This window comes from Gordonia iterans (genome assembly GCF_002993285.1).
Classification (GTDB): Bacteria; Actinomycetota; Actinomycetes; order Mycobacteriales; family Mycobacteriaceae; genus Gordonia; species Gordonia iterans.
The window spans coordinates 2,769,947-2,788,732 of the sequence record NZ_CP027433.1; the positions used below are offsets into that span (position 1 = coordinate 2,769,947).

The 18,786-nt window shown below is 70.6% G+C and carries 15 protein-coding genes; all 15 read right to left on the bottom strand.

All coding sequences use genetic code 11. The annotated features are described in order from the left end of the window. Nucleotides 1-6 precede the first annotated feature (6 nt). On the bottom strand, nucleotides 7-990 hold the full coding sequence (locus tag C6V83_RS12695; RefSeq protein WP_105942699.1) for a phosphatase PAP2 family protein: 984 nt from the start codon (nucleotides 988-990) through the stop codon (nucleotides 7-9). Next, nucleotides 991-4,233 carry an isoleucine--tRNA ligase gene (gene ileS, locus C6V83_RS12700; protein WP_105942700.1) on the bottom strand — a complete coding sequence of 1,081 codons (3,243 nt, stop codon included), beginning with the start codon at nucleotides 4,231-4,233 and terminating at the stop codon, nucleotides 991-993. Between the two features lie 282 nt (nucleotides 4,234-4,515). Then, nucleotides 4,516-5,532, bottom strand: a complete 1,017-nt coding sequence (locus C6V83_RS12705; protein ID WP_105942701.1) for a hypothetical protein — start codon at nucleotides 5,530-5,532, stop codon at nucleotides 4,516-4,518. Nucleotides 5,533-5,575: 43 nt separating this feature from the next. Then, a complete protein-coding gene (gene wag31, locus C6V83_RS12710; protein ID WP_105942702.1) occupies nucleotides 5,576-6,352 on the bottom strand; it encodes a DivIVA-like cell division protein Wag31 in 777 nt (258 codons plus the stop codon). Between the two features lie 258 nt (nucleotides 6,353-6,610). Continuing rightward, nucleotides 6,611-6,940 carry a YggT family protein gene (locus C6V83_RS12715; RefSeq protein ID WP_105942703.1) on the bottom strand — a complete coding sequence of 110 codons (330 nt, stop codon included), beginning with the start codon at nucleotides 6,938-6,940 and terminating at the stop codon, nucleotides 6,611-6,613. Between the two features lie 58 nt (nucleotides 6,941-6,998). After that, nucleotides 6,999-7,760, bottom strand: coding sequence for a cell division protein SepF (locus C6V83_RS12720; RefSeq protein ID WP_105942704.1), 762 nt, complete (start codon nucleotides 7,758-7,760; stop codon nucleotides 6,999-7,001). Between the two features lie 55 nt (nucleotides 7,761-7,815). Beyond that, on the bottom strand, nucleotides 7,816-8,580 hold the full coding sequence (locus tag C6V83_RS12725; RefSeq protein WP_105943929.1) for a YggS family pyridoxal phosphate enzyme: 765 nt from the start codon (nucleotides 8,578-8,580) through the stop codon (nucleotides 7,816-7,818). Between the two features lie 8 nt (nucleotides 8,581-8,588). Then, nucleotides 8,589-9,317 carry a peptidoglycan editing factor PgeF gene (pgeF, locus tag C6V83_RS12730; RefSeq protein ID WP_105942705.1) on the bottom strand — a complete coding sequence of 243 codons (729 nt, stop codon included), beginning with the start codon at nucleotides 9,315-9,317 and terminating at the stop codon, nucleotides 8,589-8,591. Next, the gene (ftsZ, locus tag C6V83_RS12735; RefSeq protein ID WP_105942706.1) at nucleotides 9,317-10,477 is read right to left on the bottom strand and encodes a cell division protein FtsZ; all 1,161 of its coding nucleotides are present in this window, start codon (nucleotides 10,475-10,477) and stop codon (nucleotides 9,317-9,319) included. The genes pgeF and ftsZ overlap by 1 nt, the downstream gene beginning before the upstream one ends. A gap of 152 nt (nucleotides 10,478-10,629) precedes the next feature. Next, nucleotides 10,630-11,424: a cell division protein FtsQ/DivIB gene (locus tag C6V83_RS12740; protein WP_234353717.1), complete on the bottom strand. Its 795-nt coding sequence runs from the start codon at nucleotides 11,422-11,424 to the stop codon at nucleotides 10,630-10,632. Then, nucleotides 11,421-12,908: a UDP-N-acetylmuramate--L-alanine ligase gene (gene murC, locus C6V83_RS12745; protein WP_105942707.1), complete on the bottom strand. Its 1,488-nt coding sequence runs from the start codon at nucleotides 12,906-12,908 to the stop codon at nucleotides 11,421-11,423. The genes C6V83_RS12740 and murC overlap by 4 nt, the downstream gene beginning before the upstream one ends. After that, nucleotides 12,905-14,068: an undecaprenyldiphospho-muramoylpentapeptide beta-N-acetylglucosaminyltransferase gene (gene murG / locus C6V83_RS12750; protein WP_234353718.1), complete on the bottom strand. Its 1,164-nt coding sequence runs from the start codon at nucleotides 14,066-14,068 to the stop codon at nucleotides 12,905-12,907. The genes murC and murG overlap by 4 nt, the downstream gene beginning before the upstream one ends. Next, entirely contained in the window at nucleotides 14,065-16,101 is a 2,037-nt protein-coding gene (ftsW, locus tag C6V83_RS12755; protein WP_105942708.1) for a putative lipid II flippase FtsW, read from the bottom strand. Before ftsW ends, murG begins: the two co-directional genes overlap by 4 nt. 1 nt (nucleotide 16,102) lies before the next feature. Then, on the bottom strand, nucleotides 16,103-17,641 hold the full coding sequence (gene murD, locus C6V83_RS12760) for a UDP-N-acetylmuramoyl-L-alanine--D-glutamate ligase (protein ID WP_105942709.1): 1,539 nt from the start codon (nucleotides 17,639-17,641) through the stop codon (nucleotides 16,103-16,105). 19 nt (nucleotides 17,642-17,660) lie between these two features. Next, nucleotides 17,661-18,731 (bottom strand): phospho-N-acetylmuramoyl-pentapeptide-transferase, encoded by a 1,071-nt coding sequence (mraY, locus tag C6V83_RS12765; protein ID WP_105942710.1) that lies wholly within the window; start codon nucleotides 18,729-18,731, stop codon nucleotides 17,661-17,663. Nucleotides 18,732-18,786 lie beyond the last annotated feature (55 nt).

Below are 18,786 nucleotides of genomic sequence, written 5' to 3' on the forward strand. Positions count from 1 at the left end.
TCACAGTCATACGTGCAGGGTTTCATCCACCACCGACAAAAGAAGCTCCGGCTCGCGTCCGGGCGCGGTGTGTGCACCGCGGCGCCCGGTCAGCCGCGGGCCGGACTCCCCGCCGATTCGAGACGGTGCCACGACGCCCATGCCACCAGGATCGTGAGCACGGACCCGACCGAGGCGAGAGACTGCGCGGCGAGGTAGATGTTGTAGTCGGCGACCGACGATCCCGGCGAGACCGACGTAGACGCCGAGCACCCCGACACCGAGCACGTAGAGCACCGCGAGCACCACCAGGAGCGTGCGGACGGGCGCGCTCCGGTCGGCGGCGACCTCGCGCACCAGTCCCCGCCGCGCCAGGTACAGCGCACCGAGAGAGGCGGCCAGCAACGCGACGGCGTCGGCGCCCAGGGTGTCCGAGAGCCGATGCCACCGGGCGATCACCGTGTAGGCGCCGACGCCGACCGTCCAGGCTGTGACGACCAGCATCGCCACGGTCCGCCACCGCCACGGCACGACGATCAGCGTCGCGCACGCGACGGCCGTCGCGACGGTGGTGTGCCCGCTCGGAAAGCTGTTGTGCAGCCACTGCTGCGGTGAATCGACCAGATGCGGACGGGTCAGCACGTAGTTCTTGAGCCCCTCGGTGAGCAGGGCTGCGCCGCCGACCACTCCCACCGCGACCGCGGCCAGCCTCATCCCGCCGCGCACCCAGCCGATCACCGCCAGCACCGCGACCGCCACCGCCAGGCTGGTGACCGTGAGAGAGGCCAGAGCCGTGTCGGCGGTGCTCAGCTCGTCCGCGTTCACCTGGTACGACCCGCGCAGGGCCGCGTTCTCCACCCGCTGCCCCGTGTAGGTCCGCACCGCCGCCCAGTAGACGGCGATCAGCACCACCAGCGCCCCGCACGCCACCAGGCCCCAACGCGTCGCCGCGCCGGGTGCCGCCCGGCCGGTCCATGAGCTCTCGCTCCGGTGATGCTGCGGCGCGGTCACTCAGGCCTTCGCGATGTCGACCGTCACGCCGTCGCCCAGTTCGACGGCGCCCGCCGGACCGGTCGCGACACTGAAATCGGTGGCCAGGATCTCCTGGGCGATCAGTCCGGCATGGGTCTGCGCGATGCCGGTGTTCTCGGCAGGCACCACGAGGCGCACGACGATCCGATCGGAGATGTCGAGCCCGAGGTTGCGGCGCGCGTCCTGCAGTTCGCGGATCCGGTCCTTGGCCCAGCCCTCGGCCTCGAGCTCGGGGGTGACGGTCGTGTCCAGCACCACCAGGCCCCCGCCGCTGGGCAGCTCGCCCGTCGAGTCCGGCTCCACCGCGACCAGCTTCCGGGTGAACTCGTCGCCGCGCAGTTCGATGCCGTCGACGATCACCACCGGCTCGCCGGTCGCGGCGTCGACGCCCAGCTCCCAGGCGCCGGCCTTGACCGCCTTGATCGCCCGCTGGACGTCCTTGCCGATCCGCGGGCCGGCCGCCCGGGCGTTCACCGCCACCTCCACTCGGCCGTACGCGTCGACGTCGGTGCTGAGCTCGACGCCCTTGACGTTCATCTCGTCAGCGATCAGCCCGGTGAACGGCGTGAGCGCATCGGCGGCGGGCGAGGCCACGGTCAGTTTCCGCAGCGGCAGCCGCACCCGCAGCTTGTTCGCCTTGCGCACACTCGACGCCACCGAACAGACCGACTGCACCGCGTCCATCGCCGCGACCAGATCCGGATCCGCGGGCAGTTCGTCCGCGGCGGGCCAGTCGGTCAGGTGCACCGACCGCTCCCCGGTCAGTCCGCGCCACATCGCCTCGGTGGCCAGCGGAAGCAGCGGCGCCGCCAGTCGGCCGGCCACTTCGAGCACCGTGAACAACGTGTCGAAGGCCTCCGGCTCGGCGTCCTGGCCCGCCCAGAAGCGCGCGCGGGACCGTCGCACGTACCAATTGGTCAGCGAATCGCAGAACAAGCGGAAGCTCTCGCACGCGCCGGCGATGTCGTAGACGTCGAGCGCCTCGGTGATCTCGTCCCGGGTCACCGCGAGCTTGGCCAGGATGTACCGATCGAGCACGTTCTCCGAATCGGTGTGCCAGGTCGCCGGACGCTCGGCGTACAGCTGCAAGAAGCTGTAGGCGTTCCACATCGGAAGCAGCGCCTGACGCACTCCCTCGCGGATGCCGCGCTCGGTGACCACCAGATTGCCGCCGCGGAGGATCGGACTGGCCATCAGGAACCAGCGCATCGCATCCGACCCGTCGCGGTCGAACACCTCGTTGACGTCGGGGTAGTTTCGCTTGGACTTGCTCATCTTCTGGCCGTCGTCGCCGAGCACGATGCCGTGCGCCGCCACCGTCTTGAACGCAGGACGGTCGAACAGCGCCGTCGCCAGCACATGCAGGTTGTAGAACCACCCGCGGGTCTGCCCGTTGTACTCGACGATGAAGTCGCCCGGATTGTGCGCCGCCTCCCCGTTCCCGCCGTCGAACCAGTCGGTGTTCTCGAACGGATAGTGCACCTGCGCGTACGGCATGGACCCGGACTCGAACCAGCAGTCCAGCACCTCCGGGACCCGGCGCATCGTCGACCGGCCGGATGGATCGTCCGGGTTCGGGCGGGTCAGCTCGTCGATGTTCGGACGATGCAGATCAGTCGGGCGCACACCGAAGTCGGCCTCCAGCTCGTCGAGGCTTCCGTAGACGTCGATCCTCGGATGGGCCGGATCGTCGGAGATCCACACCGGGATGGGCGCACCCCAGTACCGGTTGCGGCTGATGTTCCAGTCTTTGGCGCCCTCGAGCCATTTGCCGAACTGCCCGTCCCGGATGTGGGACGGCGACCAGGTGATCTCCTGGTTCAACTCCAGCATGCGGTCCTTGATCTTGGTGACCGCCACGAACCAGGACGGCACTGCCATGTAGATCAGCGGCTGGCCGGACCGCCACGAGTGCGGATAGGAGTGCTCGATGGTCTCGTGCCGCAGCACGCGCCCGGCCGCCTTGAGGTCCCTGATGATGTTCGGATTCGCATCGAAGACCATCTGTCCTTCGTAGTCGGGCACCATCTCGGTGAACCTGCCGCCCGGATCCAGCGGCTGGACCACCTCGATGCCCTGAGCGGTCGCGACTTCCATGTCCTCCTCACCGAAGGCCGGCGCCAGATGCACCACCCCGGTGCCGCTGTCGGTGGTGACGTAGTCGGCGGTCAGGATGCGGTGCGCGTTCGGGTGACCGCGGAAGTAGGCGAACGGCGGGCTGTACTCCAGTCCCGCGAGTTCGCTGCCACGGTAGGTGCCGACGGTCTCGGTCTCTCCCAGCTCGCGCACATAGGCACCCACCAGTGCCGCGGCGAGCAGGTACTCGGCGCCGTCGGCGGTGCGCACGTGTGAGTACTCGGTGTCCGGGTGGACGGCGATCGCCAGGTTCGACGGCAGCGTCCACGGGGTCGTCGTCCAGATCAGGGCGTTGACGCCGTCCAGCGGCGAGTCCGGCACGCTCAACGGCATGGTGACGGTCAGCGCCGGGTCCTGCCGCATCCGATAGGCGTCGTCGAGCTTGGCCTCCTGGTTGCTCAACGGCGTCTGCTCGTACCAGGAGTACGGCAGCACGCGGTACCCCTGGTACACCAGGCCCTTCTCGTACAGCCGCTTGAAGGCCCACATCACCGACTCCATGAAGTCCAGATCGAGGGTCTTGTAGTCGTTGTCGAAATCGACCCAGCGCGCCTGCCGGGTGACGTAGTTGCGCCACTCGCCCGTGTACCGCAGCACCGAGTCCCGGCAGTATTCGTTGAACTTGTCGACGCCCATCACCTCGATCTCCGACTTGTCGGTGATCCCCAGCTGGCGCTCGGCCTCCAGTTCAGCGGGCAGCCCGTGCGTGTCCCAGCCGAAGCGACGGTCGACCTTCTTCCCGCGCATGGTCTGGTAGCGCGGAACGATGTCCTTGACGTATCCGGTGAGCAGATGACCGTAGTGCGGCAGACCGTTGGCGAAGGGCGGGCCGTCGTAGAAGACGAACTCTTCGGCGTCGGCCCGCTGGGCGAGGGAGGCCGCGAAGGTCTCGTCCTCGGCCCAGTACGCGAGCACCTTCTCCTCGAGGGCCGGGAACGACGGTGCGCCGCGTCCGGCGCCGTCGGCCAGATCGACGATCGGGTACACCCGGCCGGTCGCCCCGGAATCGGATCCGGACCCGGGCTCACCGGGGTGCGACGCGACCGCGTCGGTTACTGCGGAATCGGGGGCGTGGGCCTCGGTCATCGGCGTGGGCTCTCCTCGTGCCTGCGGTGCCGGCCGTCGGCCGACTCACCTCTCGGGCACGGGGACGCGATGCCGGTCTCGGCGGACGCGCGGTACCACCCCGCTTGCATCGCCGACGGGCGATGCCGCTCACGGAGCCGATCCCGAAGTACCGGGATCGCTCACACGGCTGTGTCGGGCCGTACCCGCCTGGTTCTACTGAGGCCGCCGCGCGCGGCGGTCGGACCGGTTCTTCCAGGAGCTCCCCGGTGATAGCCGGATCGACGCTGTCGGGAGAGAAGTCTACTCTTCCTCGTTCTTGAAGGTCATCTTGGGAAGCGGACCGGTGTGGTCGTGCACGACCAGGCCGTCACCGGCCGCCTCGGCCGACGACGACGTCTCGTGCTGCCGCGTCCACGCAGCCGGCGCCGGACCGGCCGGACGGAAGTCCGTCGACGGCCCGCCAGGCCTTGCACCGGCCGTCGTGTCGGCGGGGGTCGTATCGGCGGGCGTCGGGCCAGCGGGGTTCCCGTCAGCAGCGGCATCGGCAGCGGCCGCGTCCGGAGTCGCCTGCGCATCGGCGTCCGCCGCACGGCGCCGCCGCCCCACATACGGGGATGCGGCGGGCAGGGGTCCGGTGGCGGGTCCGCCGGACGACACGTGCGGACGATCGGCCGAGCGCGGCGCGGCCGGTCCCGCGGCGGGGGCGGTCTCGCCGGCACCCGGGATCGGGCTGGACGAGGTTGGCCAGGCACCGGACGGCGGACGTTGCACCGGGATCGGGAACGATCCGGTCACCGATCTCACATAGTCGTTCGCATCGCCGGTCACCACGTCCGCCTCACCCGCGTCGCCGCCCGCGCCGATGTCACCGGGCAGCGTGCCGGAGGCCGCGTCCTCGGGCGACGAACCCGGCACAGCGGTCCCGCGATCGACGAGCGAACCGAGCCCGCCCGACGGGGCCCCGGTGTCCGTGCGATGTCCGGTGTCGCCGTTGCTGTCCGCCGAGCCCGAGGCCGTCGCCCGGGTCGAGTCGGCGCGCGACGCCGTCGTGCCCGGCTGCCCCGACGGAGCCGAAGGCTCGTCGTCGTGCAGGGGGGCCGCGCGCTCGCCCGGCTCCCGGTCCCGAATCGTGAACAACGGCTCGTCCCCGGCCCCTCCACCGCGGCGGCTCGACCGGACGGTGTCCACCAGGAGCACCAACAGACCGATCACGCAGACGACGATGCAAGCCACCGCAAGCCAGAAGTTACCGGTGATCAGCGCGACTACGAGCAGACCGAACCCGATCAGCGTCGCAGCAAGTGCCAAGGTCAGCATTGCCGGCCCCTTTTCCACTCAACGAAAAACACGCCCGGGCCGATCAGCCCTGGGGGTGCCCGTTCTCCCCGCTGTAACCCTGATCGACCGGAGCCGCACTGCCACGCTGCTGCAGTTCCTCCAGCTGCGACTCCAGGTAGGTCTTCAGACGGGTCCGGTACTCGCGTTCGTAGGTCTTGAGCTGCTCGATCCGGCCTTCCAGCACCGTGCGCTGCTGGTTGATGGTCGACATGATCTCCGAGTGCTTCTGCTCGGCATCGCGCTGCAAGAAGTCGGCACGTTCCTGCGCCTGCCGGACCTGGGTCTCGGCGCGAGTCTGCGCGTCAGCCAGGAGCGCCTCGGCCCGCTGACGCGAATCCGCGAGGGTTGCGTCGGCGGTGGCCTGCGCCTCGTTCACCATGGCGTCGCTGCGCTGGCGCGCATCGGCGAGCAGGGCCTCGGCCTCGCTGCGGGCGGTACCGGTGACGCGGTCGGCGGTGTCCTGTGCCAGCGCGAGCACGCGAGCGGCGCGGACACTGGCTTCCTCGTCGAGCGGCGCCTGCGGGGCTGCAGGCGCCGGCTCCGGTGCGGGTGCGGGTGCGGCCGCGGCGAAGACCTGAGTCTGGTCGCCGCCGGAAGGCGCCCCGGCGCGGGCGGCGGCCAACTCGGTCTCGAGATCGGCGACCCGCTCGGTGAGTTCGGTGTTCTCTTCGATCAGGCGCGCAAGCTCGGCTTCGACGAAATCGAGGAACTGATCGACCTCATCCTCGTTGTAACCGCGCTTACCGATCGGCGGTTTGCTGAACGCGACGTTGTGCACATCAGCTGGTGTCAGCCGCATTTCGGTTTCCCCTTTGGTCCTCGAGCGTGTCCGTCGAAACACTCTGATTCATGGTCGGCGACCGGCGACAGGCCGGTCGCAGTTCTATTAATACCAGTAGCACTGCGTAACTAGCGTGTCATCTTGTCACATCAGGACCAAGTTCTGTTGCCCGCCCGCGTCCTGTTCGCAACCGAAACTCAGCCTTTCGATGCTCTGGAGCAGCCGCCGTCGGCACTCGCCGTCGCGGGATGGGAAAGCTGTTGACCTGCGCCTACGTCACATCAGCGCCAGAGCGGCGGCCACGGCCGGCGCCTCGCGGCTTGCGAACGCGCCGGTGATCCGCATTCCGATCGTGACCACCAGCAACACCACCAACAGCGACAGATCCAGGCGCACGGCTCCCAGCGCGATCGGTTTGAGGACGCGGCGGAGCGCCTTCAAGGGCGGATCGGTCAGTGTGTAGACCACCTCCAGCAGGATCACCACGGCGCCGTTGGGCCGCCAGTGGCGCGCCAGCGACTGCACCACCTCGATCACCAACCGGGCAAGCAGCAGCAGCCAGTACAGGACCAGGATCAGATAGAGAATCCAGAGAAAGGTACCCACGTGTCTACAGTGCCACGACGGCCGCCGGGCGCGCCCGGCGGCCGTCGTGGCGTTCCTTTCAGCTCTGGTTGTGGAACCCGGTCTCGGCGATGCGGCGGCGTTCTTCCGGACTCACGTCCATGCCGGCGGGCGAGAGCAGGAACACCTTGGTGGCGACCTTCTCCAACTGCCCGCGCAGCCCGAACGCCAGGCCGGCGGCGAAGTCCACGAGACGCTTGGCGTCGTCGTTGCTCATGTCCACCAGGTCCATGATCACCGGGCTGCCACTACGGAAGCGCTCACCGATGGTGCGCGCCTCGGAGTAGTCGGCCGGCCGCAGGGTGGTGATCCGTCCGGCGGTCTCGGCGGCGACGTCAGCCCGGGGCTCGGGTGCCAGCGCGTTGGCGCCCCGCACCACCATCGCCGCCCCGCGAGCGGTCACGTTGGCACTGTGCGAGAGGGGTTCGAGTCGTCCGCGAGCGGCGACCGGACCACGCTCGGCCTCGACGTGCATAACCCGCTCACTGAAGACCCGCTCGTCGCCGCGATGCCCGTACTCCACCTCGGCGTAATCGGCCTCGTAGGGCTCGTCGTCGTAGTAGCCGTCGGCGTGGGTTGCGGCGCCCCGGTAACGCTCCAGGTACAGCCGCTCGCGAGCGCTCATCTGCTCGTCGTGCCGGCCGGCCTGCGCACCGCGGCGCGGCGGTTCACCGGATGGCTCGTAGCGGCCGCCCATCGAGCCGTTCATGGAGTCGGACATCGGGTCGGCGAGATAGTCGTCCTCATACTCGGAGGGAGGCACCATGCCGAAATATGCCTTGAACTTCTGCATCGTCGTCATCGACTTGCCTTCCTCGTGAGAAATGATCTTGATGGTTCTGTTGTGACCAATGTGATTACTGAGAGGCTAACGGTCGCGGGCCCATGATCGCGGTTCCGACACGCACACATGTGGATCCGTGTGCGATCGCCGACTCCACGTCCGCGGACATGCCCGCCGAGAGCTCCGTCGCCGCGGGATGACGCGCCCGGAAGCGTTCGGCGATCTGCGCGGCGTGCGCCAGGTGCGCCTCGGCCTCCCCGTGCAACGGCGCGATCACCATGAGCCCGTCCAGGGTCAGCAGGCCGTCGTGCCCGGTGACCGCATCGGCCAGCGCGGGAAGGTCCGATTCGACCGCTCCCCCGCGCGTCGGATCGCCGTCGAGACTCATCTGCAGCAGCATCCCCAGAGGCTGCACCCGGGCACCGGCCTCCAACGCCGCCGCCGTCGCCCGGGCCAGCGCATCGACGAGATCCGGCGAGTCCACCGACTGGACACGACGCGCCCAGCGCGCCACCGTCTTGGCCTTCTTCCGCTGCAGCGACCCGATCATGTCGACGTCGAACGCCACGCCGGGCAGCTCCGAGCGCACCGCGGCGACCTTCCGCCCCGCCTCGGGCTCCCGGGACTCGCCGAACTCAGTGGCTCCCAGGTCGATCAGCCGTGCCAGATCCCCGGCGGGAAAGAACTTGGTGACCACCATCAGGCGCGCACTGCCCGGTGCGCGCCCGGCCGTCGCCTCGGCACGGGCGACGCGGGCCCGCACCGCTTCGAGTGCCGCGCCCAGTTCCGCGCGCCGCAGATCCTCGCCGCGCGCCGGCGCTCCGTGGTCCGTATCCACCGGCAGCCTCACCCCTGCTCCGCCACGTCCATCCAGATCACCGAGGCCAACCGCCCCGTCGGAGCACCTCGTCGGTGACTGAACAGGTCGGGATCACCGATGGTGCAGCGCGGGTCCACGACGACGCCGCCGACTCCCGCGTCGGTCAGCTGCCGCGCGATGCCGGCGCGCAAGTCCAGGCCCGCAGTGCCCTTCGCCGTCCGGCAGGCGCTGCCCGGGAGATGCTTCTCGACGTCGCGTTGCATCTCGTCCGGAACCTCGTATCGCTCGCCCGACGCCGCCGGACCGAGCAACACGCCGATGCGGTCCGTCCGGGCGCCCAGCCCGACCATCACGCGAAGCACCTCGGGAACGATGCCGATGCGGGCGCCGACGCGTCCGGCGTGCACTGCGGCGATCACTCCCGCTTCGTCGTCGCTCATCAGCAGCGGAACGCAGTCTGCGCTGAGCGCGGCGAGGGCGAGCCCCGGTGTCGTAGTCACCAGGGCGTCGGTGGCCGGTACGGCTCCGTCGACGGGTCCGTCGACCACCGTGACGTTGCGGCTGTGGATCTGTTCCATCCAGACCACGTGCGACGGATCGAGGCCGAGGTCGCGGGCCAGCCGCTCCCGGTTGGCCGCGACGGCCGCCGGATCGTCGCCGACGTGATCACCGAGATTGAAGGAGTCGTAGGGCGCACGCGACACCCCACCGGCGCGGGTGGTCACCACGCGCCGGACCCGGCACGCGGGCGCCATCACTTCATGAAGTCGGGGACGTCGACCTCGTCGTCGTCGAGCCGCACCGAGTTGCGGCGCGGCGCGGCGGAGCCGGCGAACGGGTCGCCGGCCGGGGCGGCGCGGCCGAACAGCGGATCGTCGGCCGGCGCCGACGAGACCTGACCGGCCTTCGCCGATTCCACGGTGCCCGCGGCCTTGGCCGCTGCGGGATTCTCGACGCGCTTGCGCGGCGCACCGCCGTCGAACCCGGCCGCGATCACGGTGACCCGCACCTCGTCGCCCAGGTTGTCGTCGATCACCGTGCCGAAGATGATGTTGGCGTCCTCGTGGGCCGCCTCCTGGACCTGGGTGGCCGCGTTGTTGATCTCGAACAGACCCAGATCGCTGCCGCCGGCGATCGAGAGCAGCACGCCCCGCGCGCCCTCCATCGACGCCTCCAGCAACGGCGAGTTGATAGCCGCTTCTGCGGCCTTGCGGGCGCGGTCCTCGCCCCGGGATGCCCCGATGCCCATCAGCGCGCTGCCCGCGTCGCTCATGACGCCCTTGACGTCCGCGAAGTCGACGTTGATCAGACCCGGCGTGGTGATGAGGTCGGTGATGCCCTGCACTCCGTTGAGCAGCACCTCGTCGGCGCTGCGGAACGCGTCCATCAGGCTCACCTGCGAATCGCCGAGCTGCAGCAGGCGGTCGTTCGGGATGACGATCAGGGTGTCGCAGGACTCGCGCAGCGCCGCGATGCCCTCCTCGGCCTGATTGCCGCGACGCTTGCCCTCGAACGAGAACGGGCGGGTCACGACGCCGACGGTGAGCGCACCGAGCTTGCGGGCGATCCCGGCCACCACCGGCGCGCCGCCGGTGCCGGTGCCGCCGCCTTCACCGGCGGTGACGAACACCATGTCCGCGCCCTGCAGCAGGTCTTCGATCTCGTCCCGCGCATCCTCGGCGGCCTTGCGGCCCACCTCCGGATTCGCGCCGGCGCCCAGACCCCTGGTCGATTCGCGGCCGATGTCGAGTTTGACGTCGGCGTCGCTGATCAGCAGCGCCTGTGCGTCGGTGTTGATCGCGATGAACTCCACACCTTTGAGGCCCTGCTCGATCATGCGGTTGACGGCGTTGACGCCGCCGCCGCCGATGCCGACGACCTTGATGACGGCGAGGTAGTTATGAGGTGGCGTCATGATGCCTTCCTGCTCCGATTCAAACCCTAAAGCTCAACCATAGGGTTATAGTTATGTCAAGTACCGGTGTTGAGAACGACGGTATCGACCGCACGCCGCGGAGCCAGGAGGCGCGCCGTGCGCCGCGCGTTTTTCTCCGAACGAATCCGCGGTCAACTGACCGCGGGATACTCCGGGCTGGAGACGTTGAACGTCGTTCCCCGCAATGTGATGACATGCGCGAGGGCCTCGGCCTTGTCCACCGGGCGGCCGCTGTCGCCCCAGACGACCGTCCGCTCCCGGCTCAGGTGGAGCTTGATGTCCGCCGGCGACGATGCCGTCGCCGACGTCACCTGCGGCCGAAGCCAGTCGGGCAGGCTCTGCAGAGTGTCCAGGACCGCCCTGGTCGTCGGGTCCTGCGGGCCGGGGTTGGGCACCTCGAGCACCGGAAGGGTCCGGTAGACCCGCTTCCCGGCCGCCGCGTCGCCCATCGCCGCACGCGACGCGAACTCGACGTAGACCACCCCGAGCCGGTCCATGACGCCGATCCGGCCGTCCGGCCCTTCGATCAGGGCGGTCGCGCGCCGCTCGAGCACCTCGATCGTCAGTGCCGACGGATAGCTCCGGTCGACGCGCACCGACTCGACCGCCGGTATCCGGGCGACCCGGCCGGCGACCGCAGCCGTGTCGACCTGGAGCAGCGGGGTGCCCAGCGGCACGTCGGCGACCTCCACGATCTCCTCGCGCGGCACCATCGGTCCGCCCTGCACGTCCGGCTGCTGCACGTCGATGGTGCGCACCGACATGAGCGGCGAGAAGTACGCCGCGGCGCCGAGTCCCCCGAGAACACCGAGGACTGCGAGCAGGCCGACCAGCCGCCACAGCCGGCGACGACCAGACCGGCGCAGGTCCTCGTGCGCCTCATCGTGCGGCTTCGCGCGCGAGGCCGCCGCCCGGCGCGCCGTCACGACCCCAGTGCGGCCAGGATGTACGGCCCCTGCATGGTGATGTCGCCGGCACCGATCGTCAGCACGACGTCGCGCGCGGCCGTGCGGCTCACGACGGCCGCAGGCAGATCCGAGATCGCCGGGACGAACACCGCGGGCACCGACACCGCGTCGGAGATCAGCCGACCGGTGACCCCCGGGCGCGGCTCCTCGCGGGCGCCGTACACGTCGGCCAGGATCACCTCGTCCGCCAAGCTCAGGGCTTCGGCGAACTCGGTCGCGAACTCCTCGGTGCGCGAGTACAGGTGCGGCTGGAAGACGGCGACCACCCGGCCGCCGTTCTCCCGCGCCAAGTCGCGCGCCGCCGACAGCACCGCGCGCACCTCCGTCGGATGGTGCGCGTAGTCGTCGTACACCGACACCCCGGCGACCTCGCCGCGGAACTCGAAGCGTCGGTGCACGCCGCCGAAGCCCTCGATGCCGTCGATCACGGTGGCCACCTGCGCATCCGGGTCCACCGCGAGACAGCCGAGCAGAGCCCCGACCGCGTTGCGCGCCATGTGGATGCCGGGGAGCGTGACCCGCATGCTGCGCGTCGTCGCGGCCGGCACCAGCGGTGGTGCGACGACGACCTGGGTGGTGCTTCCAGTGCCGCCGGCGACCACCTCGCTCAAGCGGCCCACGCACGGGACGGCCGGAGCCCCCGGTGCGCCGGTGCCGGTGCCGTAGCCGAGCACCGCGATGCCCTTCTCGGCCAACCGCTGCGCCGATCGCTGTCCCAGCGCCGCGGCGCCGGGGTCGTCCAGGCAGACCACCAGGGCGCCGCCGGGCCGGATCAGGTCGGCGAACTCGTCGAAGACCCGGGTGTAAGCCTCCGCGGTGCCGAAGAAGTCGAGATGGTCCGCCTCGATGTTGGTCACCACCACGACGTCCGGCCGGTACTCCAGAAGCGAGCCGTCGCTCTCGTCAGCCTCGGCGACGAAGATCCCGCCGCTCCCGTGATGGGCGTTGGTGCCCGACTCGTTGAGCTCGCCGCCGATCGCGAAGGACGGGTCGGCGCCGCAGTGCTGCAGGGCGACCACCGCCATCGAGGTGGTGGACGTCTTCCCGTGGGTGCCGCTGATCAGCAGCGTGCGGTAACCCTCCATCAACTGCGCCAGCACCTGCGGCCGGTAGAGGACCGGGATGCCGCGACGGCGCGCCTCGACCAGCTCCGGGTTGTCGTCCGGGATCGCGGCGTGCGTGGTGACCACGACGGTGGGCCCGCCCTCGATCAGATCGAGCGCCGCCGGGTCGTGACCGACGTGCACCAGCGCGCCCCGCGCACGCAGAGCGATCACCCCGTGACTCTCCCGGGCATCCGAGCCCGACACCTGTCCCCCGCGTGCCAGGAGGATCCGTGCGAGACCGGACATGCCGGCGCCGCCGATACCGACCATGTGCACGCGCGCGAGCCGGTCGGGCAGACCGCCGGTCCGGGCTGAGGACGCGCGAGCGGGGCTCATCGCCGGGCCTCGGTGTCGCGTCGATGGCCGGTCGCGAGCGCGAGCGCCAGCGTCGCCACTGTCTCCGCGGCACGACGATGCCCGCTGTCAGCCCCGGCGGCGCGCATCGCCGCCAGCCGGGTGGGATCCCCCAACAGCGCGGGCACCTCGCGGGCGACATAGTCCGACGTCATGTCCGCGTTGTCGACCAGGCACGCCGCCCCCGCTTCGACCACCGGCGATGCGTTCAATCGCTGCTCCCCGTTGCCGTGCGGCAACGGCACGTAGATCGCCGGCAGTGCGGTGGCGGTCACCTCGGCGACGGTCATCGCACCGGAGCGGCAGATCACCAGATCCGCGGCCGCGTAGGCCAGATCCATCCGGTCGATGTAGGGCAGCGCCACATACGACGGCGCACCCGGCGGAGACGCCGGGGAGACCGTGTTCTTGGCGCCGTGCGCGTGCAAGACGCCGATGCCCGCGGCCCCCAGGGCGCCCGCAGCGCCGGCGACCGCCTCGTTGAGCTGCTGCGCGCCCTGCGACCCGCCGAAGACCAGCAGGACGGGCGCGTCGGGATCCAGTCCGAAGAACGCTCGCGCCTCAGCGCGCAGCGCGCCCCGATCGAGTTCGGCGATCTCGCGGCGCACCGGGATGCCGACCACCTGCGCCCCGGGGAGCCCGCAGTCCGGCACCGCCGACACCACCTCGTCGGCGAACCGCCGGCCGATCTTGTTGGCGATGCCCGCGCTGGCGTTCGCCTCGTGGATGAGGACCGGCACCCGGCGACGGCGACCCGGCCGACCGCGCGCCGCCAGATAGGCCGGCAGAGCCACGTACCCGCCGAAGCCGACCACCACGTCGGCGTCCACCTCGGTCAGCACCTTGCGAGCCGCGCTCACCGAACGGGAGAGTCGGAACGGTGTCAGTGCCAGGTCCCGGCCCGGTTTGCGTGGCAGCGGCGCAGGCGGAATCAGTTCCAGGTCGAAGCCACGGGACGGCACCAGGGTCCCTTCGAGACCTTTCGGGGTACCGAGTGCGGTGATCCGCGCGGTGGGATCGAGCCGCCGAACGGCATCGGCGACGGCCAGTGCCGGCTCGATGTGCCCGGCAGTGCCGCCGCCGGCGACCACCACCGAGAGTCGACCGGGAACGTGACCGAGCTCGGAACTGCTGCTGCTCACCGGTGCCTGTACTCCGATCTGAGATGAGGGGATCTGGGACGGGGGGCTCGCGGGTACGAGACTCCCGGCGGCGCCGCTCGACGGATGTCAGGGGCCGCCGCGTTCCCGCGAGGCGCCGGGCGCCGCGGATCGGTGGGCGCTGTGTCACCCGCCCTGGGGTCGCCCGTCCTCCTAGCAGGATAGTGGATCTCGTCGCTGCGCTGCGCACGCGCCCGATCGGTGAGCGGAGGCATCGTCCGGCGCCCGTTCCGGGGTGTGGCCGACCGCGGCGGCGGCGTCGGCCGGGCCGCGCCGCGGCGGGCCGATCCGGACCCCGGCGCCGCCGTCGCGGGCGCGCGGTGAGCGTCCCGGCGTGCGTCCGGCACCCGGCCGGCGCTGCGCCGTCGTTCCAGCCGGTCCCGGGCCTGATCGACCACCCGCGGCCGGTACTCGGCCGGCGGCGGCAGCCGCAGCAGCCGCGACAGCCCGCCGGGACGCCCCCCGGCGAGCGCGACGACGGCGTCGGGCTCGTGCCGGGCCGCGCTCGCCAGCATGCCCAGCATCACGAGCATCGTCAGCATCGAGGTACCGCCCTGAGAGAGCAGCGGCAACTGGATTCCGGTCACCGGCAACAGGCCGACCACGTACCCCACGTTGATGAACATCTGCGCGGTGATCAGCACCGTGATGGTCGCGGTGAGCAGCCGCAGGAACGGATCCACCGACCGGCGCGCGATCCGCATGCCGACGTAGCCCAGCAGCAGGAACAATCCGACGACGGTCATGCCGCCGACCAGCCCGGTCTCCTCGACCAGGATCGCGAAGATGAAGTCGTTGTGCGCGTTGGGCAGGTAGCTCCACTTGGCGGTGCTCTGGCCGAGGCCGACCCCGAACACACCGCCGTTGGCCAGTGCGTACTTGGCCTGCATCGCCTGATAGCCGCCGTCGAGCGGATCGGCCGAACCCAGGAAGCTGAAGACTCTGGCGGCACGGTAGTCCGCGCTGAACGCCGCGATCACGCCGGCCAGCGCGAAGAAGCCGGTGAAGCCGGCGAAGATCGTCCCGGGCAGTCCGGCGAACCACAACAGCGCTGCGGTGATGATCAGGAGGATCACGGTCGTCGACAGGTTCGGCTCGAGGATGATCAGCACCGACATGAACACCGCGACCGGCACCAGCGGAAACAGCAGTTCCCGGCCCCACCAGACGCCGGCGCGGCGCGAGGCCAGCACGTGGGCGCCCCACACGCACAGCGCCACCTTGGCCAGATCGGACGGCTGGATCGAGACGCCGGCCACGACGAACCACCGGCGGGCACCGTCCACCTCGACACCGAACTGCGGCACCAGCACCAGCACCAGCAGCACGATGCTGAGCACCAGCCCGAGGGTGGCGAACCTCCGGAAAAACCGGATCGGCAGGCGCAGGATCAGATAGAACCCGAACCAGCCGAGCACGGCGAATCCGGTCTGAGTGACGAACGCCCCGTACGACGACTGGTTCTCGGCATAGCCCTCGACCGACGACGCCGACCACACCATGATCAAGCCGAGCACGGTCAGCATCGCCGTCAGGAAGACCACCAGATGGAACGACGTCAGCGGGCGCGCCATCAACGTGCGGATGCCCTCCCCCGCGGTGTGGACCCAGGCCCGCAGGTTCAGCTGCGGGGCGGCGACGTGCAGGGGCCGAGCCGCCTCGTGCTGCGCCGACCGCCGTTTCCGCGGGGCGGGCCGCACGGCCTCTCCGGCCCGGCGCCGGCGGCGAGCCCCGCCGATCCGGTCGGCAGCGTCGCCTCCCGCCGCGCCGTCACTGCCGGCGGCGTCGTCACGATCGTCGTCGTCACGACCGACGTCGTCACGACCGGCGTCGTCACGACCGGCGTCGTCGGCGCGGCGCGACGTGACCGAACTCTCGTCCGGGGCGTCGGCAGCGGGTTCGGGGGGGTCACCGGCCGGGGTGTCGGGACCGGGCGGATCGGACTGGACCCCGGCGTCGGTCGGCTCCGCCCCGGCGACGGCGAACTGATCGCCGGCCGGGTCGCTGGGCGCCATGTCAGCGCTCCGCGTCCGCCGTACGGCCGCCGGCCTCCGCGGCCAGCGCCGCCGCCGCGGCCGCGAAACTGTCCCCCCGCGCGCCGTACGAGGCGAACATGTCCAGGGACGCCGCGGCCGGCGCGAGGAGAACGGCTTCGGTGCCGGAGGCGGCCTGAGACAGCGACCAGGCCTCGCCGACAGCTTGTGCCATCACGGCATCGGCGGCCGGAAGACCCGGTGCAGCGGGCACCGACACGGTGTTGAAGGCGCGATGAATGATCACTGCACCATCGTCCCCTGTGAACACTGTGACTACTGGGACCTGTGGGGCGTGTCGCGCAATCGCGTCCACAATCACTTCCCGGTCCCGGCCGATCGCCACCACTCCGGCCAGTTGCTCGGCCGAACCGGCGATCAGCTCGTCGACCGGGGCGCCCTTGAGCAGTCCGCCGGCGATCAGCACGACGCGGTCGTGCGCGTTGAGCGCGGCCTGCGCCGCGTGTGGGTTGGTCGCCTTGGAGTCGTCGACGAAGCGGATCCCGTCGATCTCGGCGACGGTCTGACCCCGGTGGGCCGCGGGCGAGAATTGGCGCAGCCCGCGCTCGACCGCATCCGCCGCGACCCCGATCGATCGGGTGAGGGCCGCCGCGGCCAGGGCATCCGAGATCCCCGACGGACCCGCCGGCCGCACCCGTCCGGCCGCGCACAACTCGGCGGGAGCGGTCCCGAGGGCACGCGGGCAGCCGTCGTCGGCGAAGGCCGCGTCGACCAGCACCCCGGCGCGCGGCCCGCCGTCGAGTCCGAGCTCGCCCGGCGCCGGCGCAGCGAGAGTGAATCCGACCCGCCGGGTGCCAGGCCCCACCGGCAGGCTCGCCGCCACCTCGTCGTCCAGGCCGACCACGCCCACCTCGCCGCCGAGCACCTGCGCCTTCGCATCGCGGTACGCCTCGAACGAGCCGTGCCAGTCGAGGTGGTCGGCGGCCACGTTCAGCACCACACCGGCTCGGGGGCGTACCGACGGCGCCCAGTGCAGCTGGAACGACGACAGCTCCACCGCGAGCACCGCCGCGCGCGGCTCCTCGAGGAGCGCCGCGACCACCGGCAACCCGATGTTGCCGCAAGCCCGCACCGGAACACCCGCCGCACGCAAGATCGATTCGGTCATCGCCGTCGTCGTGGTCTTGCCGTTGGTCCCGGTGATCACCAGCCACGTCCGGGTCGGTCCGGTGAGCCCGGCCCGATCCAGGCGCCAGGCCAGCTCCACGTCGCCCCACACCGGGATCCCGGCCGCCCGGGCGGCCACCAGGAACCGGTCGACGGGCGGAAAGCCCGGGGAGGTGACCACCAGATCGACGCCGACGAATGCGCCCGGCGCGGCCAGATAGCCTTCCGGGTCACGTTCGCGCTCGTTCTCGCAGTCGCCGAATCGACGATCGACGAGGACACTGCGCGCACCGAACTGGTCGAGCGCGGCCACCACGGCGGCGCCGGTCGTGCCCGCGCCGGCCACCAGAACGTGTGCGCCGTCGAGCACCAGCGGATCAGTGGAGAACGTCATGTCAGGTCGGTCCGCAGCCCTAGCCGGTGACCCACTCGCCGTAGAACAACCCGAGCCCCAGGGCGCAGGCGATCGCGGTGAGCAGCCAGAAGCGGATGATGACGGTGGTCTGGTCCCACCCGCCGAGCTCGAAGTGATGGTGGAACGGAGCCATCCGGAACGGCCGCTTGCCGGAGGTGCGGAACGAGGCGACCTGGATCATCACCGACACGATCTCGGCGACGAACAGCGCGCCGATGACGACCATCAGCAGCTCGGTGCGACTGGCGATCGAGAGTCCGGCCACCACGCCGCCCAAGGCGAGCGAGCCGGTGTCGCCCATGAAGATCTTGGCGGGGGCGGCGTTCCACCACAGGAAGCCGAGACATGCCGCCGCGGCGACCATCGCGACGATCGCGAGATCGTGGGCGTCGCGCACCTCGTAGCAGCCGGCGACCGGGTCCTTGGCGCACGAGTACGTGTCCTGCCACATGGTGATCAGCACGTACGTGCCCATCACCATCGCGGTGGATCCGGCGGCCAGACCGTCGAGCCCGTCGGTGAAGTTGACGGCGTTGCTCCAGGCGTACACCACCAGCCAGCAGAAGAAGACGAACCCGACGCCGGTGAGGGTGATCACCTCGATGTCCCGCACGAACGAGAGGTGTTCGCTCGCGGGCTTCAGACCGCGCTCATCGGGGAACTGCAGGAACAGGATCGCGAACACCACGGCGACGAGCACCTGCCCGATCGTCTTCTGCGTCTTGTTCAGTCCGAGATTGCGCCGCTTGGCGAGCTTGATGAAGTCGTCGAGGAAACCGACCAGGCCCAGACCCGTCGCCAGCCCGAGCACCAGCAGGCCCGACGCCGTCGGTCCGCCGTCGCCGACCGCCCAGCTGAAGAGGTACGACCCGAGGTAGCCGGCCCAGATCGCGATCAGGATGGCCACCCCGCCCATCGAGGGCGTGCCCGCTTTCGCCTGGTGGCTGGCCGGCCCGTCCTGCCGGATCTCCTGGCCCCATCGGCGCCGGGAGAACTCCCGGATCAGGACGGGTGTCAGCAGAATCGCCACGGCCAGCGCGATGCCGCCGGCGATCAGGATCTGAGTCACAGCATGCGTCCTTCGTCCTTCGCCGCCGCGTCCCGCGGCGGCCGAGTCGTGACCC